This is a genomic window from Streptomyces sp. CA-142005, assembly GCF_050942335.1.
Classification (GTDB): Bacteria; Actinomycetota; Actinomycetes; order Streptomycetales; family Streptomycetaceae; genus Streptomyces.
Genome location: NZ_CP192078.1, coordinates 8509718 through 8533294, shown reverse-complemented (window position 1 = coordinate 8533294; position 23577 = coordinate 8509718). Strand labels below are relative to the sequence as shown.

The following is a 23577-nucleotide window of genomic DNA, read 5'->3' as shown; positions in this document are numbered from 1 at the left end:
ACGTGACGGGGACCGAGCCGGCCGCACAGTACCTCGACACCACCCGGCCGCATCCGGCCAGGGTGTACGACTGGTTCCTCGGCAGCAAGGACAACTACCCCGTCGACGAGCGGCTCGGCCGGTAGATCGCGGCCCTGGACGGGGGCGGCGCGCCGCGGGCCGCGCGCGCCAACCGGGCGTTCATGCACCGGGCCACACGCGCACTCGCCGAGGACGGCGTCCGTCAGTTCCTGGACATCGGCACCGGCATTCCGACCGAGCCGAACCTGCACCAGATCGCCCAGTCGGTGGCGCCCGACGCACGGGTGGTCTACGTCGACAACGACCCGATCGTGCCGGCCCACGCCGGCGCGCTGCTGCGCGGCACCCCCGAGGGCGTGACGGAGTACGTGCAGGCCGACGCCCGCGATCCGCGCGCCATCCTCGAAGAGGCCGCCCGCGTCCTGGACTTCGGCCGCCCGGTGGCCCTGTCCCTGATCGCGCTGCTGCACTTCGTCGCCGACGAGGACGGCGCCCACGAGGTGGTGTCGACCCTGGTCGACGCGCTGGCGCCGGGCAGCTTCCTGGTGCTGACGACGATGACGGCCGACTTCGAGCCGGAGAACGTCGAGAAGGGCATCGCCGCGTACGCGGCCGGCGGAATGACCCTGGTCGCGCGCACCCGCGACGAGGTGGCCGCCTTCTTCAAGGGCCTCGACCTGCTGGAGCCGGGCGTCGCACCGGTCGACGCCTGGCGCAACGAACAGGCGCCGGAGGACGGGGGCCCGGTCTCGCTGTACGGCGCGGTGGGCCGCAAGCCCTGACGTGTCCAGACGTGCGCCCGCCCCCGGCGGACGGGCGTCACAGGCCGAGCACGCGGGAGATGGTCCGCAGCACGCCGTTGTCGTTGTTGGACGGGGCGAGGTGGCGGGCCCGGCGGACGACCTGGGGGTGGGCGTTGGCCATGGCGAAGGACCACTCGGCGGCGTCGAGCATCTCCAGGTCGTTGAGGTAGTCGCCGAAGACCATGGTCTGCGCCGGGGTGATGCCGAGCGCCCGCTGGAGACCGCGCAGCGCGGTGCCCTTGTTGGCGGTGCGGTTCATGACGTCCACCCAGTGCTCGCCGGAGACGACGACCTGGTGGGTGGCGGCGAACTCCGCGAGGGCCGGGGCGGTGGAGTGCTCGGCGGAGCCGAAGTCGAACAGCGCGATCTTGATCACGTCGTCCTCGACGGCGGTGACGTCCTCGACGATCCGGTGCTCGACGTAGTACTTGCGCACCTCCGCCAGGAACGCCTCGTCCGTCCGCTCGACGTACGCCGACCGCTTGCCGCACACCACGGCGCCGACGTCCACCCCGTCCGCGACCAGCCGTCGTACCGTGTGCGCCACCCCGGCGGCGACGGCCCGGTCCATCGTGTCGGAGCTCAGCTCCACGCCGTCGCGGACCACGTACGTGCCGTTCTCCGCGATGAACGCCATGCCCTCGGCGACCTCGGCGAACTGCCGGGCCAGCGTGGCGTACTGGCGGCCGCTCGCCGGGCTGAACAGCACGTCCCGCCGGCGCAGTTCGGCGAGCATCGGCCACAGCCCGTCGGGGATCCGCTTGGCGTCGTCCAGCAGCGTGCCGTCCATGTCGGTGACGATCAGCCGGATGTCGGCGGGGCCCGCGGGCAGACCGGGGACGGCGAGGAGGGGCGTGGGCGTGGCGGGCATGTGCTGCTTCCGGTCGGGGGGCGGCGGACCGGTCCAGTGTTCCTCATGCGCCGAAACGTCCCGGAACCGGCCCCTCGTACGCCGGAACGTCCCGAAACGTCCCGGAGCCACCGCGAACCGCCCACGGTGCGCGTTTCCCGGGACAGCGCGATCACCGGGCGGCACAATGACGGCGGAGAACCGAGAACCGGAGAAGGGCGGAGACGTGACCGAGGGCCACTCCCCGACGGCCGGACCGGAGAAGCTGAACACCTCCGTGGCGCACAACGCCCGGGTGTGGAACTACTGGATCGGCGGCAAGGACAACTACGAGGTCGACCAGCGGGTCGGTGACCATGTCGCCGGGATGTTCCCGGTGATCAGGGCGGTGGCCCGCGCGGACCGGGAGTTCCTGGCCCGGGCGGTGCGGTTCCTGGCCGCCGAGCGCGGGATGCGGCAGTACCTGGACATCGGCACCGGTCTGCCGACCGTCGAGAACACCCACGAGATCGCGCAGCGGATCGCCCCCGAGTCACGGATCGTGTACGTCGACAACGACCCGATCGTGCTCGTGCACGCCCGCTCGCTGCTCACCAGCTCCCCGGAGGGCGTCACCGACTACGTCGACGCCGACGCGCACGACCCGGACGGCATCCTGCAGCGCGCCGCCGAGACCCTGGACCTGGGCCGGCCGGTCGCGCTGATGATGCTGGGCATCCTGAACTTCGTCCTGGACACCGACGAGGCCCGGGGCATCGTACGGCGGCTCATGGCGGCGCTGCCCTCGGGCAGCCACCTGGTCCTCACCCATCCGACCTACGACGCCGACGTGGGCGGTGAGGGCAACCGGGCCGCAATGGAGTTCTGGAACGCCAACGCCACCCCGCCGATCACCGCCCGCAGCCGCGCCGAGATCGCCGGCTTCCTCGACGGCCTGGAGCTGATCGAGCCGGGTCTGGTTCCCTGCTCGCAGTGGCGCGCGGAGGGGGAGTCCGCCGTCGCGGTGCCGCAGTTCGGCGCCGTGGCCGTGAAACCCTGACGCCGGCACGGGCAGGCGGCCCGACGCGGGCACGGACGGACCGACGCCGAGGAGGACGTATGGCCGAGGAGGACGTATGGCCGAGGAGGACGTATGACCACCCTTGCCGACCCGGTGCCCGGCGGGCGTCCGGAGGACCTGCGCCGGGTCGCGGGGCTCACCGCCGACCTCGCCGCGCGGGGCGTGCGCGGGATCGTGCTGGCCTATGTGGACACCGCGGGTGTCTGCCGGGTGAAGACGATCCCGACGGCGCGGCTGGAGGCCGCGGTCTCCTGGGGTGTGGGCATGTCCCCGGTGTTCGACACCTTCCTCGCCGGCGACTCGATCGTCACCACCGACGTCCTCGGCTCCCCGGACGGTGACCTGCGGCTCTATCCCGACCTGGACCAGCTGGTCGAGCTGGCCGGGCAGCCGGGCTGGGCATGGGCGCCGGTGGACCGGATCACCCAGGAGGGAGAGCGGCACCCCGGCTGCGCCCGGACCTTTCTGCGCCGGATCGTCGCCGGCGCCGCCGACCGGCACGGCCTCGCCTTCAAGGCGGCGATCGAGGTCGAGTGGGCGGTCGGGCTCGGCTCGGCACCGCCCGGGGAGTTCGTGCCGGCGGTGTCAGGACCGGCGTACGGCGCGATCCGGCAGGTCGAGCTGAGCGACTACACCGCCGATCTGCTGGCCGCGTTCGCCGCCCAGGACGTGCCCGTCGACCAGTTGCATCCCGAGTACGCGGCCGGGCAGTTCGAGGTGTCGGCGGGCGCGCTGGATCCGGTGGCGGCGGCCGACCGCAGCGTGCTGGTCCGGCAGACGATCCGGGCGGTCGCGCAGCGGCACGGCCTCAGGGTGTCGTTCTCGCCCGCGGTGTCCGCCGAGGGCGTCGGCAACGGCGGCCATGTCCACGTGTCCTGCTGGCGGGACGGCGTGAACCTGCACGCGGGCGGGGAGCGCCGGTACGGCATGACGCCCGAGGCGGAGTCCTTCGCGGCCGGGATCCTGGCCCGCCTGCCCGCGCTGACGGCGGTCACCGCACCGAGTCCCGCCAGCTATCTGCGGCTCAAACCCTCCCAGTGGGCGGGGGTGTTCACCGCCTGGGGCCGGGAGACCCGCGAGACCGCGCTGCGGATGATCACCGGCTCGGCGGGTCGCCGGGACCAGGAGGCCAACCTGGAGGTGAAACCGGTCGACCTGGCCGCCAACCCCTATCTCGCCCTCGGCTGTGTCCTCGCCGCCGGCCTGGACGGGATGGACTCGTCCCTCGCCCTCCCCGAGGAGATCACCGGCGACCCGGCCCGCTACGGCCCGGACGAGGCGGCGGCTCTCGGCGTACGGCGGCTGCCGCGGTCGCTGCCCGAGGCCGTCCGGGAGTTCCGGGCGGACGAGGTGCTGCGGGCGGCGCTTGGCCCGGTCCTCGCGGACGCGGTGACCGCCGTACGGCTCGGGGAGGCGGCGGCCGTCCAGGGCCTGGACGACGCGCGGGTGGCGGCGGCCTACCGCTGGGTGTACTGACCGTGGCCCCGCCGGGACCGGTCCACGAGGCCCTCGCCGCGCTGGAGCTGGTGGACCACCACTGCCACGGCGCCGTGACGGCCGACCTCGCGCCCGGGGAGTTCGCCTCGCTGCTGACCGAGGGCGAGTCCTGGCCCGGCGTCTCGCCCTTCGACACCCCGGCCGGCGTGGCCGTACGCCGGCACTGCGCACCCCTGCTGGACCTCCCCCGGCACGCGCCGCCCGCCGAGTATGCCGCCCGCCGCGCGGAGCTGGGCTGGCGGGAGGCCAATCGCCGCTTCCTGCGGGCCGCGGGAGCCGGGGTGTTCCTCGTGGACACCGGCTACGCCCCGCACCCGCTCACCTCCCCGGCCGAGCTGGCGCAGGCCTCCGGCGCCGCCGCCTTCGAGGTCGTGCGCCTGGAGCAGGTGGCGGAGGCGGTGGCCGCGCGGGGCGTCGAGCCCGGCGAGTACGCGGCCCGCTTCCGCGCCGCCGCCGAGGAGGCCGTACGCCGGCCGGGCGTGGTGGCGGTGAAGTCGGTGGCCGCCTACCGCACCGGCTTCGCCCTGGACCCGGCGCGTCCGGCGGACGCCGAGGTGACCGGGGCCGCCCGGCGCTGGTCTGCGAACGGCGGCCGGCTCACCGACCCGGTTCTGGTGCGGCATCTGCTGTGGACCGCCGTCGACCTCGGCCTGCCGCTCCAGCTGCACACCGGCTTCGGCGACGCCGACCTGCGGCTGCACCACGCCGACCCGGCGCTGCTGACCGACTGGCTGCGGCTGACGTCCGGCACGGTCCCGGTGCTGCTGCTGCACTGCTGGCCGTACCACCGCCAGGCCGCCTATCTCACCGCGGTGTTCGAGCAGGTGTACCTGGACGTGGGCCTCGCCCTGCACCACACCGGCCCGGCCCGCTGCCGGGCGGTCCTGGAGGAGGCGCTGGAGATCACCCCGTTCCGCAAACTGCTCTACAGCTCCGACGCCTACGGGGTGGCCGAATTCCACCACCTCGGCGCCCTGTGTTTCCGGCAGGGGCTCGCCGATCTGCTCCAAGCCCGCGTCGACGCCGACGAGTTGAGCCTGCCCGACGCCCTGCGGATCGCGTCCTGGACCGGCCGCGACAACGCCCTGCGCCTCTACGGACCACCCGTATCCGACCCGGCCCGCGATCCCAGCGGGCGCCCCACCCGGAAAGTATGATCAAGCAATGTCTGACATGACCGAGACGACTCCCGGCTGGCTGTCCACGGACGAGCTGGAAATGGCCAGGGCCCGGATGCCGATCCTGTACGTCGAGGCCGTACCCGTGCGCGTGGACGACAGCGGCGAAGTCACCAGCATCGGACTGCTGCTGCGGATCGGCCCGGACGGGACGGTCAGCCGGACCCTGGTCTCCGGCCGCGTCCTGCACCACGAGCGGGTCCGCGACGCCCTGCTGCGACATCTGGAGAAGGACCTGGGACCGGTGGCCCTCCCCCGTGTCCCCGCCTCCCTGCAGCCCTTCACGGTCGCGGAGTACTTCCCGACGGCGGGCATCACGCCGTACCACGACCCACGCCAGCACGCGGTGTCCCTCGCCTACATCGTCCCGGTCACCGGCGACTGCCGCCCCCGGCAGGACGCGCTGGACCTGGTCTGGTTCAGCCCGCAGGAGGCCGCCTCCCCGGCGGTGCAGAGCGAGATGCCGGGCGGGCACGGGGTGCTGCTGAAGCAGGCGCTCGCGCACGTGGGCCTGGCCTTCTGACGCCGGCGGCCGCCTGACCCGCCTGTCTATCAGGCCGGTCAGGCCGCCGACCAGGGGTTTCCCCGATGCGTTCAGGTTGCTTTCAGGTTCGCGCCGGCCCGTGGCGACAGCTGCACCAGAAGCCCCAAAACAATGGCAAAGGGGGCTGGGGAAACGCGAGTTGGGCGTGCGAGGGTGCGGGCCATGAGCACAGAGCACGTCCTGGACGACCGGCCCCGCGGTGACGCACGCGCGCGCATACGTGAGAGCGCGAACAAGGTGCCGGAGGTCACCGTCTACTTCTGGATCATCAAGGTCCTCACCACCGGCATGGGCGAGACCGCCTCCGACTTCCTCGCCCATCTGCTGGGCCCGATCCCGGCGGTGGGCCTCGGCGGCCTCGCGTTCGCGGCGTCGCTCGTGCTCCAGTTCGCCGTCCGCCGGTACGTGGCCTGGATCTACTGGACGGCCGTCGTCATGGTCAGTGTGTTCGGCACGATGGCCGCGGATGTGCTCCACGTCGGCCTCGGCGTCCCGTACACCCTGTCCACCCCGCTGTTCCTGATCGCCCTGACCGCCGTCTTCGTCCTGTGGTACGCGTCCGAGCGCACCCTGTCCATCCACTCCGTCCGCACCCGGCGCCGCGAGTCCTTCTACTGGGCGGCCGTCCTCGCCACCTTCGCCCTGGGCACCGCCGCGGGCGACCTCACCGCGACGATCGGCCTCGGCTACCTGGGCTCGGTCGTCCTGTTCGCCGTGGCGATCTGCGTCCCGCCCGTCGCCCACCGCACCCGCCTACTGGGCGCGGTGACCGCGTTCTGGACGGCGTACGTCATCACGCGCCCGCTCGGCGCCTTCCTCGCCGACTGGATGGCCCTGCCGGGCACCCGCGGCGGCCTGTGCTGGGGCCTGGGCCCGGTGACCCTGTCCTGGACGGTGGCCGTTCTCGCGCTGGTCGGCTACCTCGCCGCGTCGCGCCAGGACGTGCGCACCGCCTGAAGCCACTCGCGGCACGGGAAGCCGCCCGCGGCACGGAAAAGGGCCTCGCCGGGCAGCGCCGGCGAGGCCCTTCACCTGACGTTGCCGGCCGCCGCCAGGCCGACTGACCAGGGCGCCGATGTCACAATCGAAGGTGATGCTGCCGTCCCGTACGGACCGGGCCCGCGCCAGGAGGCCGCAACGGCGGGAGACGAGGCAGGAGGCGGCAACGGCGGGAGAGAAGGCGGGGAGACAGCCCAGCCGGCCGCACCTCCCCGACCTGCACATGCGTCTGCGGTCCGAGCTGGGCCGGATCGACGACCAGCTGCGCGCCCTACTGTCCTCCATGGACCGGCTGCAGGGTCTGCTGGACGCGGTGGTGGCCATCAGCCGTGAGGGGGAACTGCCCGCGGTGCTGCACCGTATCGTGACGACCGCCATGGACCTGGTCGGCGCCCGCTACGGAGCCCTGGGCGTGCTCGACGAGTCCGGGGAACGCCTGGAGCAGTTCATCGCGGCCGGTCTGTCGGAACGGGAACGGTCCTCTCTGGCCGGGGCAGCGCCGTGCGCGCCGGCGGTGTCGATCTTCGCCGTGATCGCGGGAGGCGAGAGATCAGGCCCGTTCGCCGGTCAGGACCTGCTCACCAAGATGATCAACCTGCAGGCCTTCAACGGTGCCGCCGCGCTGACCGCGCTGCTGCTCTCGGCCGTCGTCAGCGAGCGGAACCAGGCCCAGCGGGAGATCGCCCGGGCCTGCGGGCAGCTCGCCACGATGGCGGCCAGGATCGCCGTCGGCGACCGCCTCCCGAGGCTCTCCGACGCGGAACGCGGGAACGGGGCGGACGCCCCGGACGCTCGGCAGGCACGGCAGCGCCCACGACAGCAGACACGACAAAGGTCGTCTCCTCATCGCTGAGAAGACGACCTCCGACCGGCTGAAAAGCTGGTCGGGACGACAGGATTTGAACCTGCGACCCCTTGACCCCCAGTCAAGTGCGCTACCAAGCTGCGCCACGTCCCGGTGCCGTTTGACCTGGGGTTTCCCCGGTCGAAACGCGCAGGGAAACAATACCGCACTCCGCTCGGTGATCGCGCACCCGTTTTCCGGTTGACCTCGAGTTTGGTTGAGGTTGCACGATCGTCGGCATGACGATCGCAACGGACGAGAACCGCACGTACGGGTACGCCGACCTGCCCGGTCTGATGAGCCTGATGACCGGCGACGAGAAGCACGGACCGGCGGCCACCTCCACCCTCGACGTGCTGTGGGTGCTCTACGACCGGGTGCTCCGGGTGACACCGCAGCGGCGGGACGATCCGGCCCGCGACCGGTTCCTGCTGAGCAAGGGGCACGGGCCGATGGCGTACTACGCGGTGCTGGCCGCGAAGGGGTTCGTGCCGGTGGACTGGCTGCCCGGGTTCGGGTCGTACGACTCCCCGCTCGGGCATCACCCGGACCGGGTGCTGGTGCCGGGCGCCGAGATCGGCAGCGGCTCGCTCGGGCACGGGCTGCCGATCGCGGTGGGCAGCGCGCTGGGGCTGCGGGCGCAGGGGCTGCACGATCCGGCGGTCTGGGTGCTGATCGGGGACGCCGAGCTGGACGAGGGCAGCAACCACGAGGCGATCGCCTTCGCGGGGCCCGCCGGCCTGGAGCGGCTGCACACGGTCGTGGTCGACAACTCCTCCGCCAGCCACGCCCTGCCCGGCGGCATCGCCGCCCGGTTCGAGGCGGCGGGCTGGTCGGCGGTGACCGTCGACGGGCGCGATCACGAGGCGTTGTACGCCGCGTTCACCGCCCCGCATCCCGGGCGGCCGCATGTGGTCGTGGCCCGCGTCGAGCCCAAGAACGCCTGACTCCCGACTCCTGGAAAGGCAGACCCTGATGGACACCATGCGTGACCGTTTCGCCCCTGTCGTCTCCCGGCTGCTGGACGAGGATCCGCGCGTCGCGGTGGTCCTCGCCGAGATCGGCAAGGACGCCTTCCGCGAGGCCATGGCCCGGCATCCCGACCGGGTCGTCAATGTCGGCATCCGCGAGCAGCTGCTCGTCGGTGCGGCGGCGGGGCTGGCGCTCACCGGGCTGCGGCCCGTGGTGCACACCTTCGCCAGCTTCCTCGTGGAGCGGCCGTTCGAGCAGGTCAAGCTGGATCTTGGGCACCAGAACACCGGGGCGGTGCTGGTGAGCGCGGCCGCCTCCTTCGACTGGCCGGCCGGCGGCTACACGCACATGGCGCCGGGCGATGTCGCGCTGCTCGACACACTGGACGGCTGGACCGTGCACGTGCCCGGGCACCCGGACGAGGCCGAGACACTGCTGCGCCACGCGGTCGCCGCGGGCGACGACAAGGTGTACGTACGGCTGTCCCTGCAGGCCAACCGGCAGGGGCGGCTGATCGACGGCGAGCGCTTCGGCACGGTCCGCGAGGGCCGCGGCGGTGTCGTTCTCGCCGTGGGCCCGATGCTGGACCCGGTCCTCGCCGCCACACAGGGCCTGGACGTGACGGTCCTGTACGCGACGACGGTACGGCCCTTCGACGCGGCGGGCCTGCGCCGGGCCACGGAGTCGGCGGGCACCGACGTCGTACTGGTCGAGCCGTATCTCGCGGGCACCTCGACGACCGCCGTGAGCGAGGCGCTCGCGGACGTGCCGCACCGGGTCCTGGGCCTCGGCGTCGGCCGCGGCGAGCTGCGCCGCTACGGGACTATTGAGGAGCATGTGGTCGCGCACGGGCTGGACGCGGTGAGCCTGCGGGAGCGGATCGGGCGATTCGTGGAGCGTGCGTAGCTCCGGTCAGTCGTGCCTCCCCCAGTGCCTTAAGGGCCTGGGGGGACCCCCAGGCGGCACGGATGTGCGCTCACCGCGCGGGCGCGTCCGCTCGGACCAGGTCGCGTATCGCGGGAACCGCGAGCAGGGCCGCGGCCACCGCCAGGCTGGTCGCGGCGGCGATCAGCAGGACGTGCCCGGCGCCGACCGCGTCGGCCGCGGGGCCCGCGAGGGCCTGGCCCACCGGCATCATGGCGAGGGAGCCGGCCACGTCGTAGGCGTGGATCCGGTTGAGGACGTCCGGCGGGACCTGGGTCTGCACGCTGGTCGCCCACATCACGCCCCAGAACGACATCCCGGCGCCCGCCACGGCCGCCCCCATCGCCATCGCCGGCACGCCGAGGCCCGCGCCGACGGCCGCGGGAAGGCCGAAGAATGCGAACAGGGAGATCGCGCCGGCGCGGAGCATGCGGCGGGGCCGCAGCCGCAGGGCGAGCAGGCCGCCGACCACCGTGCCCGCGCCGAGGGCGGAGTTGACCAGGCCGTAGGCGCGCGGGCCGTGCTGCTGGACGACCTCCGTGGCCACGAGCGGGACGGTCGGCCCCCAGACCGCGATCATGTACAGGCACCAGACGGCGATCACGGCCCACAGCCAGGTCCGGGACCGGAACTCCCGCCAGCCCTGGACCAGATCGGCCCGGAAGGCACGCATCCCCCGGCCGGTGGCGGCACCGCTGCCCTCGGGGAGCGGGGGCAACCGGAGCAGCAGCAGGCACAGGGCGCTCGTCGCGTAGGTGGCGGCGTGCGCGGCGAACACCGAGCCGGGCGAGGCGAAGCCGACCAGGAGACCGGCGACGGCCGGGCCGGCGAGCTGGGCGGCGGACTCGGCGATGCGGATCGCGCCGTTGGCGCCCTGGATGTCGGCGGCCAGCCGGGGCACCGTACTGGCCACGCCCGGCTGGAAGACCGCCCCCGCCACGCCGTTGACGAAGCCCATCGCGCAGATCTGCCACAGCACCACATGCCCGGCGAAGAACAGCCCCGCGGCGAGGGACTGGGTGACGAGCCGGACGAGGTCGGCGCCGATCATCAGCCTGCGGGTGCTGAACCGGTCGGCGATGACCCCGCCGAAGACGACGAGACCGGCGAACGCCGCCGCCGTCGAGGCCATGGCGAGACCGACCGCGCCCGCGCCGTATCCGTGCTCCAGCAGGCCGGCGGCGAGCGCCACGGGCAGCATGGTGTCGCCGAGCCGGGCGACGGCCCTGGCCACGAAGAACAGGGCGAAGTCCCGTGACCAGACGGCCCGCCCGCCGGCCTCGGCCCTGCCCGCCCCGCGCGTGCCGACGTCGTGCCGTGAGTCCGTTCCCGTCATCGCGGATGCTCCCTCCCCGCCGCCCTCGCGGTTGCCGCGCCCGTCTGCGCCGCGCGGGATCATGCCACGCCCGGCTCGCGCGCACGGGGTATTTTCACTCCCCGGGCGGCAGCCCCAACTCGGGGTGGACGTCGAGGAGTCGGGGCGGTGCGGCCTGCCGCCAGGAGTCGGCGAGGATGGCGCGCAGCTCGTCCTCGTCCTCCAGGGCGGCGAGTCTCGCTCTGACCCAGGCGAACTGGGCCTCGTGGTCGGCGATCCAGAACTTCTCCGGCTCGGCCAGCACCAGTTCGTCGCGCTCCTCCTTGGGGCAGCGCACGGCGATGGACGTCTCGTCCTCGGGCAGGGTCGCGAACATCTTCCCGGCCACCCGGAACGTGGGCATGCTCCAGGCGATCTTCTCCGTGGTGTCCGGCAGGGACAGGGCGATACGGCGTACGTCTTCGGCATCCGGCATGCAACGCACGGTAGCGCCTGCCACTGACAGTCACCCGGCCGGCGGCTCCAGCCGTTTGTAGTACAGGCTCGTCGGGCGCAGCTCGCCGCCGGGGCTCTCCGCGTAGTCGGGGATGACGCCGGCCCGGGTCCAGCCGGCCGAGCGGTAGAGGTGCTCGGCGGGGCTGCCGGTCTCGGTGTCGAGGTGGAGCAGGGTGATGCCGGCGGTCGCGGCGGCGTCCTCGGCGGTGGTGAGGAGGAGGCGGCCGAGTCCCTGTCCGCGCGCGGAGCGGTGCACCATCAGCTTCACCAGTTCGGCGCGGTGGCGGCTGTTCGGCTTGTCGGGGTGGACCAGGCTCACGGTTCCGGCCGGGCGGCCGGTGCCGTCGAGTGCCGCCCAGACGGCGAGCCGGCCGGCCGCGGTCGCCTCGGCCCGCTCCCGCCACCAGGCGGTGGCCTCCTCGTGCGTGAGCGCCGCGAGGAAGCCGACCGAGGCGCCACCGGCCACGGTGTCGGTCAGCAGGTCCGCCAACTCGCCCGCCCGCTCCCGCAGTTGCGCGGCGTTCCAGCGCTGCACCCTCACGGCCGCACCACCGCCAGCACATACCGTGCCTCGACGGGGCCGGCGCACCGGAACCGGGTCGGGCCGAAGACGCGCATCCGCAGGCAGTCTCCGGGGTCCAGGTGGTGGACCTGCTCCCCGTCGGTCACCTCCAGGGCGCCGTCGAGCACCCACAGATGCTGTTCGAGACCGGTCACGGGCGGGCGGTCGTAGGCGATGTCGGCACCCGGTGCGAGCCGGCCCTCGACCAGTTCGCCGCGGAGCCCGGCGTGCGGCGGGGACACCGACCGCCGGACGAATCCCGAGTCACGGTCCTCCCAGATCTGCTGGTCGGCGGCCCGGACCAGCGGCGCGGGTGCCGCCTCCACCTCGCTGAGCAGCTGGGACATGGTGCGGCCGTAGACATGGCAGAGCCGGTTCAGCAGGGAGGCCGTGGGGCTGATCTCCGCCCGTTCGGCGCGCGAGAGGGTGGAGCGGCTCACCCCGCTGCGCTCGGCCAGCTCCCCCAGGGACCAGCCATGCCCGGCGCGCAGCTCGGCGAGGCGGGCGCCGAGCCGGGCGTCGACGGGCTCCGGAGCCGTTGCGACATCATCCTGTTTCATATCAGAGATGTTATGCCATATCTGAGACGCTCTCTAGGGCTCCAGGCTTCTCTTCACTGCCGCCCGCCGAACGCCGCGAGCGTCCGCTCCAGCATCGGCAGCGCCCGCACCACCCGGCGCGAGCGGATCAGCAGGTCCCAGGCGGGCTCGAACTTCTTCCAGCCGCCCGCGTAGGCCAGGTGCCGCAGCCGCTCGTGCCGGCCCGGCTGCGCCGCCGAGCCGCGCCAGATGCTGGACCAGCGGTAGAAGTCGCGGTAGGCCCGCCAGTAGCCGTCCTCCAGCTGGCGCGGGGTCATGCCCTTGGGCCGGTAGACCACGTGCCGGGTGTCGTACAGGTCCCAGTCGCGGTGCGTGATGCGTCCCTCGGACTCCAGCTGCTTCCACAGCCCGGTCGACGGGTACGGCGTCATGATGTGGAAGGTCGCCGTCTCGATGCCCTGCTCGACGGCCCACTCCACGGTGCGGTCGAAGACGTCGGGGCCGTCCTGGTCGAGCCCGAAGACGAAGCTGGCGTTGACCATCACCCCGGCGTCGTGCAGGCGTCGTACCGCGGCCGCGTAGTCGGTGCCGATGTTCTGGTTCTTGCGCCGTTCGGCGAGGTTGGCGTCGTTGACCGTCTCGAAGCCGACGAACAGGCTGCGCAGGCCCGCCTCGACCGCCCGCTCCAACAGGCCGGGCTTGAGTACGGAGTTGACCGTACCCGCCGCCTGCCACAGCCGGCCCATCCCCCGCATGCCGTCGAACAGGGCCTCGGCGAAGCGCCGGTTGCCCAGCAGGTGGTCGTCGAGGAAGTAGAGGTGGCGGCCGGGGAGGCGGTCGATCTCGGCGAGGGCGTCGTCGACGGCCTGGGTGTAGAAGGACTTGCCGCCCTCGAAGAAGGCGTCCTTGTAGCAGAAGTCGCAGTGGTGGGGGCAGCCGCGGGAGACCACGATCGAGTTGGGCACGAGGTAGAGGTGCCGCTTGATCAGGTCGCGGCGCACCGGCGGCAGTCCGGCGAGGGTGCGCTGTACGGAGTCGTAGCGGCGGGCCGGTACGCCGTCGCGGAAGTCCTTCAGGAACAGCGGCCAGGTGTCCTCGCCGGGCCCGGTGAAGATGGTGTCGGCGTGGGCAGCTGCTTCCTCGGGCAGCGAGGTGACGTGCAGACCGCCCATGGCGACATGGACGCCCCGGGCCCGGAAGTGGTCGGCTATCTCGTAGCTGCGCCGGGCCGAGGTGATGTACGGCTGCACCACCAGGAGGTCGGGGGTGTCCAGGGCCGCCGGGTCGATGCGCTCCACGTGTTCGTCGAGGAGCGTGACCTCGTCGTCCGGGTCGAGGTAGCCGGCCAGGGTGGCCAGGCCCAGCGGCGGGAACAGCGAGTACTTGATGGGCCTGAACAGCGGGCTGGTCGCTTCGGTCAGGGCCGGGAGGATCATCGTCACACGCATGACCTCCCAGACTGCGTGCGGCCGATGGCCGGTTCCCTACGCCAGGGCCGCCTTCCGCAGCGCGTCCAGCACCGGCCGGATCAGCGGATGCCCCTCGGCGCCGCGTCGTACGGCGGCGAAGACGCGGCGGGTCGGGGCCACGCCGTCGACGGGGCGTACGACGACGCCGGTGAGGTCCATGCCGTTCAGCGCGGAGCGCGGTACGAGCGCCACGCCGGCGTCGGCCGAGGCGAGCGCGACGACCGCGCGGAAGTCGTCGGAGGAGTGCTCCAGGCGGGGCTGGAAACCGGCGCTCTCACAGGCCAGGACGACCACGTCGTGGCAGGGGTTGCCGGGGTACGGGCCGATCCAGGGGTCCTTGGCCAGCTCGGCGAGGGGGACCTCGGCGGCGTCCGCGAGACGGTGGCCGACGGGTACGACCGCGTCGAACGGCTCGGCGTAGAGCGGGAGGTGGGTGAGCCGGGGGTCGTCGGCGGGCGGGGCGCCCCGGTACTCCACGGCCACCGCCACGTCGACCTGCCGGTCCAGCACCATGGGCAGACTCTCGTCGCCCTCGGCGTCCTGCACGCGGATGCGGATGCCGGGCGCGGTGTGGGCGAGCCGGGCCACGGCCGGGGCCACGACCTGCGCGATGCCGGTCGCGAAGGCCGCCACGGTGACCGTGCCCGCCTCGCCCGAGCCGTAGGCGGCCAGCTCGGCCTCGGCCCGCTCCAGCTGGGCGAGGACCGCGTTGGTGTGGCTGAGCAGGATCTCGCCGGCCGGGGTGAGCCGTACGCCCTTGGCGCTGCGCTCGACCAGACGGTGGCCGGTCTCCTGCTCCAGCGCCGTCAGCTGCTGGGACACCGCCGATGGCGTGAGGTACAGCGCGGCGGCCGCCGCGGTGACCGTGCGGTGGTCGGCCACCGCACGGAGGATGTGGAGCCGCCGTGCCTCGATCATGCGGTCAATTATCGCAAGGCGTCCGCCCCGCTCAGGCCGCCAGCTCGGCCCGGGCCGCGACGAAGGCGTCGACCGCGCGGTTGACGTCCTCGGTGGAGTGCGCGGCGGACAGCTGGACGCGGATGCGGGCCTGGCCCTGCGGGACGACCGGGTAGGAGAAGCCGATCACGTACACACCGCGCTCCAGCAGCAGCTCGGCCATGCGGCCCGCCTCGGCCGCGTCGCCGATCATCACGGGGGCGATGGCGTGGTCGCCGGGGAGGACGTCGAAGCCCTCCTCGGTCATCCGGCGGCGGAACAGCGCGGTGTTCTCGCGCAGCCGGACCCGCAGGTCGTCGGCGGACTCCAGCAGGTCGAGGACCTTCAGGGAGGCGGCGGCGATCACCGGGGCCAGGGTGTTGGAGAACAGGTACGGCCGGGAGCGCTGGCGCAGCAGGGCGACGATCTCGGCGCGGGCGGCGACATAGCCGCCGGAGGCGCCGCCGAGGGCCTTGCCGAGGGTGCCGGTGATGATGTCGACGCGGTCCATGACGCCGTGCAGCTCGGGGGTGCCGCGGCCGGTCGGGCCGACGAAGCCGACGGCGTGCGAGTCGTCGACCATGACCATCGCGTCGTAGCGGTCGGCGAGGTCGCAGATCTCGCGCAGCGGGGCGACGTAGCCGTCCATGGAGAACACGCCGTCGGTGACGATCAGCCGGCGCCGGGCGTCGGACGCCTCCTTCAGCTTCGCCTCCAGGTCGGCGAGGTCGCGGTTGGCGTAGCGGAAGCGGCGGGCCTTGGACAGGCGGATGCCGTCGATGATGGAGGCGTGGTTGAGGGCGTCGGAGATCACCGCGTCCTCCTCGCCGAGCAGCGTCTCGAAGACACCGCCGTTGGCGTCGAAGCAGGAGGAGTACAGGATCGTGTCCTCCTGGCCGAGGAACGCCGAGAGCCGGGCCTCCAGCTCCTTGTGCACCTCCTGGGTGCCGCAGATGAAGCGGACCGAGGCCATGCCGTAGCCCCAGCGGTCGAGGGCCTCGTGGGCGGCGGCGATCACGTCGGGGTGGTCGGCGAGGCCGAGGTAGTTGTTGGCGCAGAAGTTGAGGACCTCGCCGGGACGGCCGCCGGCGGTGACGTTCACGGTCGCGGACTGCGGGGTGCCGATGACCCGCTCGGGCTTGTGCAGACCGGCGGCGCGGATCTCGTCGAGGGTGGCGCGCAGGTCGTCGCGGACGGTGTCGAACATGGGGAAGCTCCTGAAAGTGCTGGCGCGGCTGGGGATTGACGTCGCTTACGCGGTCCAGTCGAGGATGACCTTGCCGCCCTTGCCGCTCGCGGCGTCGGCGAAGGCCGCCTCGAAGTCGCGGTAGCCGTACCGGCCGGTGATCACGGGGGCGAGGTCGAGGCCGCCCTCCAGCAGCACCGACATCGCGTACCAGGTCTCGAACATCTCGCGGCCGTAGATGCCCTTGATGGTGATCATCGAGGTGACGATCCGGGACCAGTCGACCGGGAACTCCTGGGCCGGCAGGCCGAGCATGGCGATCCGGCCGCCGTGCGTCATGTTGGCGATCATGTCCCGCATGGCCTCGGGACGGCCGGACATCTCCAGGCCGATGTCGAAGCCCTCGCGCAGGCCCAGCTCCCGCTGTCCGTCGGCGATGGTGGTCTCGGCGACGTTCAGGGCGAGGCTCACGCCGATCTTGCGGGCCAGGTCCAGGCGCTCCTCGCTGACGTCGGTGATGACGACGTTGCGGGCGCCCGCGTGGCGGGCCACGGCGGCGGCCATCAGGCCGATCGGGCCGGCGCCGGTGATCAGCACGTCCTCGCCGACCAGCGGGAAGGACAGCGCGGTGTGCACGGCGTTGCCGAACGGGTCGAAGATCGCGGCGACGTCGAGGTCGACGGGGACCCGGTGCACCCAGACGTTGCTCGCGGGCAGCGCGACGTATTCGGCGAAGGCGCCGTCCCGGCCGACGCCGAGACCGACGGTGGCGCGGCACAGATGACGGCGGCCGGCCAGGCAGTTGCGGCACTTGCCGCACACCAGATGGCCCTCGCCGCTTACCCGGTCGCCGATGCGGATGTCGCTCACGTCCCGGCCGACCTCGACGACCTGCCCGACGAACTCGTGCCCGAGCACGAGCGGGGTCCGGATCGCCTGCTGCGCCCAGCCGTCCCAGGCCCGGATGTGCAGGTCGGTTCCGCAGATACCGGTCCGCATGACCTTGATCAGTACGTCACCCGGGCCGATCTCGGGCTCCGGGACGTCCGTCAGCCAGAGCCCGGGCTCCGCCTTCTCCTTGACCAGCGCCTTCACGCGTGCGGCTCCTGTGGGTGAGGTCCCGGCCCGCGGGCATGCGTAAGGAGCCCGCACCGGGTCAGAGGGGTGGAATCACCCTGCAATCTGCCGTATGCGCGGGCCGCGGGTCCATCGAGCTTTTCTTAACCGCCGCCTCAGCTTTCCTTCACGCCCCAGGTGCGGGCGGCGATGGCAGGGCCCGGCCCGTCACAGGGGCAGCCCGTCCTCGGCGCTCCGTTCGAGGCGTACGACGAGATCGGCGGCCAGCGCCTTGACGGTCTCCAGTACCGATCGGCCCCAGACCCGGGGCTCGGTGTCGGCCGCGCACACGGTGCCGAGCACCATGCCGGAGCTGTCGATGAGCGGGGCGCCCAGATAGGACCGGATGCCGTACTCGTCCACGACGGGGTTCCCGGCGAACCGCGGATAGTCGCGGACGTCCTCGAGCACCAGTGCCTTGCGGCGGACCACGACATGGGGGCAGAACCCGTGCTCGCGCGGCAGGACCCGGCCGAACTCCGGCCTGCTGCCGTCCTCCCTGAGCGGTGGGGCCACGGCGGGGACGCACAGGCCCGCGAAGAACTGGTGGTCCTCGCCGACGAAGTTGACCATGGCATAGGGCGCGCCGGTGAGCCGGGCGAGATGGTCCGCGAAGGCGTCGAGCGCCGGGTCGGGACGGTCCGCCAGGCCGAGCAGGCGCAGTCGGTGGACGCGGGCGGGGGCCTCCTTGTCCTCGGGGGTGAGCAGCAGACCCCGGACCGGCCGGGGCGGCTCGTAGGTCATGGCCGGGCTCCAGCGCTGTGGGCGTACCTCATGGGGGAACTCCGTGGCGGTAGTGCGGGATCACATGTGGGCGCCGTGGCTCGGCGCGGTCGCCGGGGCGTGGGCGAGGAGGTGGCGTACGAGGGTGAGCAGGGTCTGCACGCCGGAGGAGGAGATCCGGGCGTCGCAGCGGACGACGGGGATCTCGGGGTCCAGGTCGATGGCGGCACGCACCTCCTCGGGGTCGTAGCGGTAGCCGCCGTCGAACTCGTTGATGGCGAGGATGAAGCCGAGTCCGCGTTCCTCGAAGAAGTCCACGGCCGCGAAGCAGTCCTGGAGCCGGCGGGTGTCGGCGAGGATCACCGCGCCGAGCGCGCCCTCGGACAGCTCGTCCCACATGAACCAGAACCGCTCCTGCCCCGGGGTGCCGAACAGGTACAGCACATGGTCCGGATCGAGGGTGATCCGGCCGAAGTCCATGGCGACCGTCGTCTCCATCTTGTTCTCGACGCCGTCGAGACTGTCCGTGCCGACGCTGACCGTGGTGAGCAGCTCCTCCGTGCTGAGCGGCGCGATCTCGCTGACCGCGCCCACGAAGGTCGTCTTGCCGACCCCGAACCCGCCCGCCACCAGGATCTTCAGCGCGGTCGGGAACGGGTCAGAGCTGTCGTCGTAGTCCATCGAGCACTGCCTCCAGCAGAGACCGGTCAGTGGGTGTGTGGTGGAAAACGGGGGGCTTGGTGGTCAGCGCCTGGCAGTCGACGAGGTCCGAGAGCAGCACCTTGGTGACCACCGCGGGCAGCTTCAGATGCGCGGCGACCTCGGCGACCGAGACGGGGGCCCGGCACAGATCGAGCGCCTGGGCGTGCTCGGGGCCGAGGTAGCCGAGCGGGGTGACGCCGGTGGCCATCACCTGTGACATCAGGTCCAGGGCCACGCTGGGCTCGGTGCGTCCGTTGCTGACCGTGAACGGGCGCACCAGCCGTCCGGCCGCGTCGTCCAGCCAGGGCCCGTCGCCGGCTGCGGCCGCGCTCAAGGCCTCGTCGCCGTGGGTTCGACGGCCTGCTGCCGGGGGGCGGTCACCAGGTAGGGACGGACGCTCTTGACGAGCATCGCCATCTCGTAGCCGAGCACGGCGGCGTCGGCCTCCCGGCCCGCGAGGACGGCGAGGCAGGTGCCGGAGCCGGCGGTGGTGACGAACAGCAGGGTCGAGTCGAGCTCGACGACGACCTGGCGGACGTCCCCGCCGTCGCCGAACCGGACGCCCGCGCTGCGGCCGAGGGAGTACAGGCCGGAGGCCAGGGCCGCCATGTGGTCGGCGCTGTCGATGTCGATGCCGTGCACGGACTTCACCAGCCCGTCGCAGGACAGGAGCACCGCGCTGGTGGTGTGCGGTACGCGCTGCACGAGGCCGCTCAGCAGCCAGTCGAGGTCGGATGCGTGGGCGGTCGGCGCATCGCTCGCCATGGTGGATCGACTCCTTGGGGTACGAAGGTCTGCGGGAGCGCTGGCGGTTGGGATGTGCGTGGTCGGAGGTGGGGGGGTGGGTACGGTGCGGGCGTCAGCCGGCCGGGGCGCTCCCGTCGGGCCGGCCGGCGCCACGGGCACCGTCGGATGCGGGCGCGTGGGTGCGCCCCTGGGATAGGGGGGTGGGGTCTCTGTGGTCGAAGACCATGTGGTCTGAGCCCATGTGGTCCAAGCCCATGTGATGCGCGCCCATGTGGTCCGCGCTCGTATGGTCTGAGCCCATGTGGTTGGGCGGTACAAGCGGTGGCTCGGTGAACTCCGCCGCGCCGGGCGGAAGGTGGTGGCCCGTCATAGGCGTGGCACAGGCGGCGTCCTGGCCCTCCATGTGCTGCTGCGCCTCGGCGAGTCCGATCCCGCGCTGGAAGGCGGCCATCAGCCCCGGGTCGTGACCCGCGACCGTGTCGCCGTCCTGGCGGGGTGCGGGACCGCCGCGCAGTTGGGGGACGATGTGCTCCTGGGCCCGGCGGCGGGGCAGTTGGGGCTTGTTCATGGTGCCGCGCACGGTGTCGGTGCGCGGTGTGGGCAGGATGCCCGCGTGCGCCTCGACCGTCGCCCGGTCCCCGGCGCCGATGCCGGGCAGGGCCTCGGAGGGGTTGGGCCGGTCCTGCCGGGCACCCCGCACGGGCAGCGGCGCGAGGCCGCCTCCGCTCCGCCCGCCGTCACCGCTCTCGGTGCCGCGCCGTACGACCTCGCTCCCGGCGCCGCTCCCCCCGCCACCGCGCTGGGCGTGCCGCCGCAGCCCGGTCACCCTGGCCTGTCCGCCTCCGGAGCCGGCCTCGCCCGCGGAGGCCACCAGCGCGCCTCGCCCGGCCACCGCCCCCGAGTCGGCCGGGGCGTCGGCCTCCGGCCCGGCACCGCCGTACGCGGGGCCGGCACCCGCGGACCGCGGTCCCGGCACAGGCGCCGGCCCGGATGCGGGCGCCGGCACAGAACCCGGCACCGGCACCTGCCCCGGCCCGGACCCGTGCCCCTGGCCGTGCACCGGCCCACCGGTCTGGCCCTGAAGCCGCGCCTGCGGCGAGGCACCGGTGTCCGCCGGATCCTGCGGCGCCCGGTGCACGCCCGCCCCGGCCACCCCGGGTGCCGTACCCAACAACGCCTGCGGGACGACGAGTACGGCCTGCACACCGCCGTAGATGTTGGTCTGCAGCCGCACATGGATGCCGTGCCGCCGGGCGAGCTGGGAGACGACGTAGAGGCCGATGCGCCCGTCGGCCAGCAGGCTGGCGACGTTGACCTGGTCGGGGTCGGCGAGCAGGGCGTTCATCCGGCTCTGTTCGCCGACCGGCATGCCGAGCCCGCGGTCCTCGACCTCCACGGCGAGCCCGGAGGTGACGAGGTTGGCGCGGAGCAGCACCTGGGTGTGCGGGGCGGAGAACACCGAGGCGTTCTCGATGAGTTCGGCGAGCAGATGGATGACGTCGGCGACGGCGTGGCCGCGCAGTTCGCCGTCGATCGGCGGCACCAGCTTGATCCGGGAGTACTGCTCGACCTCGGCGATGGCGGAGCGCAGCACCTCGGTCATGCTGACCGGGTTGCTCCACTGGCGCCGGGAGACGGCGCCGCCGAGCACGGCGAGGTTCTCGGCGTGCCGCCGGATGCGGGTGGCCAGGTGGTCGACGTGGAACAGGCCCTTGAGCAGGACGGGGTCCTCGATCTCGTTCTCCAGGTCGTCGAGGATCGAGATCTCCCGGTGCACCAGGGACTGCAGCCGCCGCGCGAGGTTGACGAAGACCTCCAGCTTCTGCTCGCTGCCCGCCTGGCTGGAGAGCTGGGCGGCGCGCACGACGGCGGTGACGGCGCCGTCGTGCGCGCGGGCCAGGTCGGCGGCGAGCAGGTCGAAGTCGTCGGCGTCCTCGGGCGGCCGGCGGCGCGGTGCGCGCTGCGGCGGGGCCTCGCCCTGGCGCAGCGCGTCGACCAGGGCGTGCAGGTCCGCCTCGCCGCGCGCGGCGGTACGGCGCAGCGCGTCGACGCGGTCGGAGACCGAGCGGGCGGCCCGGTCGGCGGCCACGGCGGCGATCAGGATGCCGGCGACGGCCACGGTGACCGCTCCGCCGACCACACCCCACAGGACGGGGCCGGTGCGCGCGCCGGTGGCGCGGATGCTGTACAGGACGGCGGCGGTGGCGCTCAGGGCGACCGCGAGCGGCGGCAGCACGGCGAGCCGCATGAGCTGGGGCCGTATGTGCGTCTCGGGCAGTGCGGGAGCGGGTCGGGCGCCCGGTCGCCCGTGCCTGCCGCCCTCTCGGCGGTCGGCACGGGTGGCCGGTGCTCGGAGGTGAGACATCTGCGTCCTCGTACTTGTCCGTCGGGCTGCCATCCGGCCACTGACGGTAGTCGCCTCCCCCTCATGTGCGGGGGGCAGTTGACAAAGTCCCGCAGGATTGGTCCCGCTCTGGTATGAGGTCTCGTACGACAGACCGATTACCCGGTCACACAAGGGAATTGGACTCGAAAGACATCGATACGAGTCGCGCAGAACCGATCAGGGCGGCGTGAGCACCATCTGGACATTCCGCACACCCGCCGACCTGGCCCGCCTGCGGCTCAGGCGGGCGGGTTGTTACAGAGAGTATCCGCTTTGGCCTTGGCTGAGTCGTGTCAAGCAGGCCTTCCGTGCCGTCGGCGCGGCGCGTCACCGCTTGGCGGGCGGCTCCGCCACGAACGCGCCGACCGAGCGCCAGGTGCGCCGCAGCTCCCCCGAGACGCCGCGCCACCACGCCTCCGCCGGGAGCTTGCCCGCCGGCTCGAAGGGCTCACCCGGGCGGGGCAGGGCCACCGCCTGGCCGGCCTCCTCGGCCGCCTCCTTCGTCCACTCACCCGGCTCGGCCCAGGGGTGCGGGGCCAGGTTGAAGGTGCCCCAGTGGATCGGCAGCAGCGCGCCGTGGGGCGCCCCGCCCTGCAGGTGGAGGTGGGCGCGCAGGCCCTCCTCGGGGGTCATGTGGATGTCGGGCCAGAACTCGCTGTACGCGCCGATCTGGATCATCGTGGCGTCGAACGGGCCGTGGTCGGCGCCGATGTCGTTGAAGCCCTCGAAATAGCCCGTGTCACCGCTGTGGTAGATCCTGTGCTCCTCGCCGGCGACGACCCAGGACGCCCAGAGGGTGTGCTGGGTGTTGCGCAGGGCGCGGCCGCAGAAGTGGCGGGCCGGGGTGGCGGTGAGGGTGAGACCGCCGACCCGGGTCGACTCGTGCCAGTCCAGCTCGCGCAGCCGGTCCGGGGACACGCCCCAGTGCTCCAGGTGGGCGCCGACGCCGAGCGGCACGGCGAAGAGGGTGTCCGTGCCGGCCAGCGCCTTGATGGTGGGCAGGTCCAGGTGGTCGTAGTGGTCGTGCGAGATGACGACCACGTCGACCTCGCCGAGCGCGGCCAGCGGCAGTGGCACGGGGTGCAGCCGCTTGGGTCCGGCGAAGGGGAACGGGGAGCATCGCTCGCCCCAGACGGGGTCGAACAGGACCCGGTGGCCGTCGATCTCCGCGAGGACGCTGGAGTGGCCCATCCAGGTCAGCCGCAGTCCGGTGGCGGGCGGCTTGGCCAGGTCGGCGAAGGTGGTGGGATGCACCGGGATGGTGCCCTTCGGGGCGCGCAGGGGCCGGGTGTCCTTGTCGAGGAACACCTTCGCGAGGTCCAGCGTGGAGCCGGAGGGCCGGGTGCGCGCGGTGCCGCCCGGATTCTGGAAGACGCCGTCCTTGAAGTGGGGGGAGCGGCGGATGCGTGCCAGGCGCTCACCGCCCGGTTCCGCGCCGAAGGCCGCGGGCCGCAGGGCGCGGAGCCCGGAGCTCGAGGAACGCAGTCCGGTCACGGGTACCTCCCGGTGAAGTGGGTGAGGTCCCCATTATGGTCGGCGCCTCCGACAGCCCGGTCCGGCCGGGGTGCCCCACGCGGGTCCGGGAGCACGCTACTGAACCTCCGTTCAGCACGTTGACACGGTGCGGACCGGCTCCGGATACTGACTCACGATTCAGTAGAGCCCTGTCCGGCGCCCTTCGCCCACCACCGTCCGCGGCCGCCTTGGAG

The 23577-nt window shown here is 72.9% G+C and carries 23 protein-coding genes, 1 tRNA gene and 1 pseudogene; 9 read left to right on the top strand and 16 right to left on the bottom strand.

Annotated elements, in window-relative coordinates:
• Nucleotides 1-2 precede the first annotated feature (2 nt).
• Nucleotides 3-803, top strand: a pseudogene (locus ACQPXS_RS39355) (SAM-dependent methyltransferase).
• Between the two features lie 37 nt (nt 804-840).
• Here the strand turns inward: ACQPXS_RS39355 and ACQPXS_RS39350 are convergent.
• Entirely contained in the window at nt 841-1695 is an 855-nt protein-coding gene (locus ACQPXS_RS39350; protein WP_433454263.1) for a Cof-type HAD-IIB family hydrolase, read from the bottom strand.
• 205 nt (nt 1696-1900) lie between these two features.
• Between ACQPXS_RS39350 and ACQPXS_RS39345 the strand changes: the two genes are divergently transcribed.
• The 6 genes from ACQPXS_RS39345 to ACQPXS_RS39320 all read left to right on the top strand — a co-directional run bounded on the left by ACQPXS_RS39345 (nt 1901) and on the right by ACQPXS_RS39320 (nt 7805).
• Complete coding sequence (locus ACQPXS_RS39345) at nt 1901-2713, top strand: SAM-dependent methyltransferase (protein WP_433454261.1); 813 nt, start codon at nt 1901-1903, stop codon at nt 2711-2713.
• A 93-nt stretch (nt 2714-2806) separates the two neighbouring features.
• Complete coding sequence (locus ACQPXS_RS39340) at nt 2807-4210, top strand: glutamine synthetase family protein (RefSeq protein ID WP_433454259.1); 1404 nt, start codon at nt 2807-2809, stop codon at nt 4208-4210.
• Nucleotides 4211-4212: 2 nt separating this feature from the next.
• Complete coding sequence (locus ACQPXS_RS39335) at nt 4213-5388, top strand: amidohydrolase family protein (RefSeq protein WP_433454257.1); 1176 nt, start codon at nt 4213-4215, stop codon at nt 5386-5388.
• A 16-nt stretch (nt 5389-5404) separates the two neighbouring features.
• Complete coding sequence (locus ACQPXS_RS39330; RefSeq protein ID WP_351808182.1) at nt 5405-5932, top strand: NUDIX hydrolase family protein; 528 nt, start codon at nt 5405-5407, stop codon at nt 5930-5932.
• Nucleotides 5933-6115: 183 nt separating this feature from the next.
• Nucleotides 6116-6910 carry a COG4705 family protein gene (locus ACQPXS_RS39325; protein ID WP_433454256.1) on the top strand — a complete coding sequence of 265 codons (795 nt, stop codon included), beginning with the start codon at nt 6116-6118 and terminating at the stop codon, nt 6908-6910.
• Between the two features lie 265 nt (nt 6911-7175).
• Entirely contained in the window at nt 7176-7805 is a 630-nt protein-coding gene (locus ACQPXS_RS39320) for a hypothetical protein (protein ID WP_433454254.1), read from the top strand.
• Nucleotides 7806-7833: 28 nt separating this feature from the next.
• Here ACQPXS_RS39320 and ACQPXS_RS39315 read toward each other — a convergent pair.
• A tRNA-Pro gene (locus ACQPXS_RS39315) sits at nt 7834-7910 on the bottom strand.
• Nucleotides 7911-8035: 125 nt separating this feature from the next.
• Between ACQPXS_RS39315 and ACQPXS_RS39310 the strand changes: the two genes are divergently transcribed.
• Nucleotides 8036-8743, top strand: coding sequence for a transketolase (locus tag ACQPXS_RS39310; protein ID WP_356311194.1), 708 nt, complete (start codon nt 8036-8038; stop codon nt 8741-8743).
• Between the two features lie 28 nt (nt 8744-8771).
• Nucleotides 8772-9674: a transketolase family protein gene (locus ACQPXS_RS39305; RefSeq protein WP_433454253.1), complete on the top strand. Its 903-nt coding sequence runs from the start codon at nt 8772-8774 to the stop codon at nt 9672-9674.
• A 70-nt stretch (nt 9675-9744) separates the two neighbouring features.
• On the opposite strand, the gene ACQPXS_RS39300 is transcribed toward ACQPXS_RS39305, so the two are convergent.
• From ACQPXS_RS39300 to ACQPXS_RS39235, 14 genes are all read right to left on the bottom strand, one after another.
• Nucleotides 9745-11028, bottom strand: coding sequence for an MFS transporter (locus tag ACQPXS_RS39300; protein WP_433454252.1), 1284 nt, complete (start codon nt 11026-11028; stop codon nt 9745-9747).
• A 94-nt stretch (nt 11029-11122) separates the two neighbouring features.
• Nucleotides 11123-11482 (bottom strand): MmcQ/YjbR family DNA-binding protein, encoded by a 360-nt coding sequence (locus tag ACQPXS_RS39295; RefSeq protein ID WP_365322769.1) that lies wholly within the window; start codon nt 11480-11482, stop codon nt 11123-11125.
• Between the two features lie 30 nt (nt 11483-11512).
• Nucleotides 11513-12043 (bottom strand): N-acetyltransferase family protein, encoded by a 531-nt coding sequence (locus ACQPXS_RS39290; protein ID WP_433454251.1) that lies wholly within the window; start codon nt 12041-12043, stop codon nt 11513-11515.
• Nucleotides 12040-12624 (bottom strand): helix-turn-helix domain-containing protein, encoded by a 585-nt coding sequence (locus ACQPXS_RS39285; RefSeq protein WP_390684645.1) that lies wholly within the window; start codon nt 12622-12624, stop codon nt 12040-12042. The genes ACQPXS_RS39290 and ACQPXS_RS39285 overlap by 4 nt, the downstream gene beginning before the upstream one ends.
• Nucleotides 12625-12677: 53 nt before the next feature.
• Nucleotides 12678-14039: a B12-binding domain-containing radical SAM protein gene (locus ACQPXS_RS39280; RefSeq protein WP_433456164.1), complete on the bottom strand. Its 1362-nt coding sequence runs from the start codon at nt 14037-14039 to the stop codon at nt 12678-12680.
• Nucleotides 14040-14087: 48 nt separating this feature from the next.
• On the bottom strand, nt 14088-14990 hold the full coding sequence (locus tag ACQPXS_RS39275; RefSeq protein ID WP_433454248.1) for a LysR family transcriptional regulator: 903 nt from the start codon (nt 14988-14990) through the stop codon (nt 14088-14090).
• Nucleotides 14991-15021: 31 nt separating this feature from the next.
• Nucleotides 15022-16215 (bottom strand): glycine C-acetyltransferase, encoded by a 1194-nt coding sequence (locus ACQPXS_RS39270; RefSeq protein WP_365322775.1) that lies wholly within the window; start codon nt 16213-16215, stop codon nt 15022-15024.
• 45 nt (nt 16216-16260) lie between these two features.
• The gene (tdh, locus tag ACQPXS_RS39265; protein ID WP_351808033.1) at nt 16261-17289 is read right to left on the bottom strand and encodes an L-threonine 3-dehydrogenase; all 1029 of its coding nucleotides are present in this window, start codon (nt 17287-17289) and stop codon (nt 16261-16263) included.
• 189 nt (nt 17290-17478) lie between these two features.
• A complete protein-coding gene (locus ACQPXS_RS39260) occupies nt 17479-18054 on the bottom strand; it encodes a GAF domain-containing protein (RefSeq protein WP_433454246.1) in 576 nt (191 codons plus the stop codon).
• A 60-nt stretch (nt 18055-18114) separates the two neighbouring features.
• Complete coding sequence (locus ACQPXS_RS39255; RefSeq protein WP_433454245.1) at nt 18115-18714, bottom strand: GTP-binding protein; 600 nt, start codon at nt 18712-18714, stop codon at nt 18115-18117.
• A complete protein-coding gene (locus ACQPXS_RS39250; RefSeq protein ID WP_433454243.1) occupies nt 18692-19069 on the bottom strand; it encodes a DUF742 domain-containing protein in 378 nt (125 codons plus the stop codon). Before ACQPXS_RS39250 ends, ACQPXS_RS39255 begins: the two co-directional genes overlap by 23 nt.
• Nucleotides 19066-19500, bottom strand: a complete 435-nt coding sequence (locus ACQPXS_RS39245; RefSeq protein WP_433454242.1) for a roadblock/LC7 domain-containing protein — start codon at nt 19498-19500, stop codon at nt 19066-19068. The genes ACQPXS_RS39250 and ACQPXS_RS39245 overlap by 4 nt, the downstream gene beginning before the upstream one ends.
• A gap of 94 nt (nt 19501-19594) precedes the next feature.
• Nucleotides 19595-21847 carry a sensor histidine kinase gene (locus tag ACQPXS_RS39240; protein WP_433454240.1) on the bottom strand — a complete coding sequence of 751 codons (2253 nt, stop codon included), beginning with the start codon at nt 21845-21847 and terminating at the stop codon, nt 19595-19597.
• 348 nt (nt 21848-22195) lie between these two features.
• Nucleotides 22196-23362 carry an MBL fold metallo-hydrolase gene (locus ACQPXS_RS39235; RefSeq protein ID WP_433454239.1) on the bottom strand — a complete coding sequence of 389 codons (1167 nt, stop codon included), beginning with the start codon at nt 23360-23362 and terminating at the stop codon, nt 22196-22198.
• Nucleotides 23363-23577 lie beyond the last annotated feature (215 nt).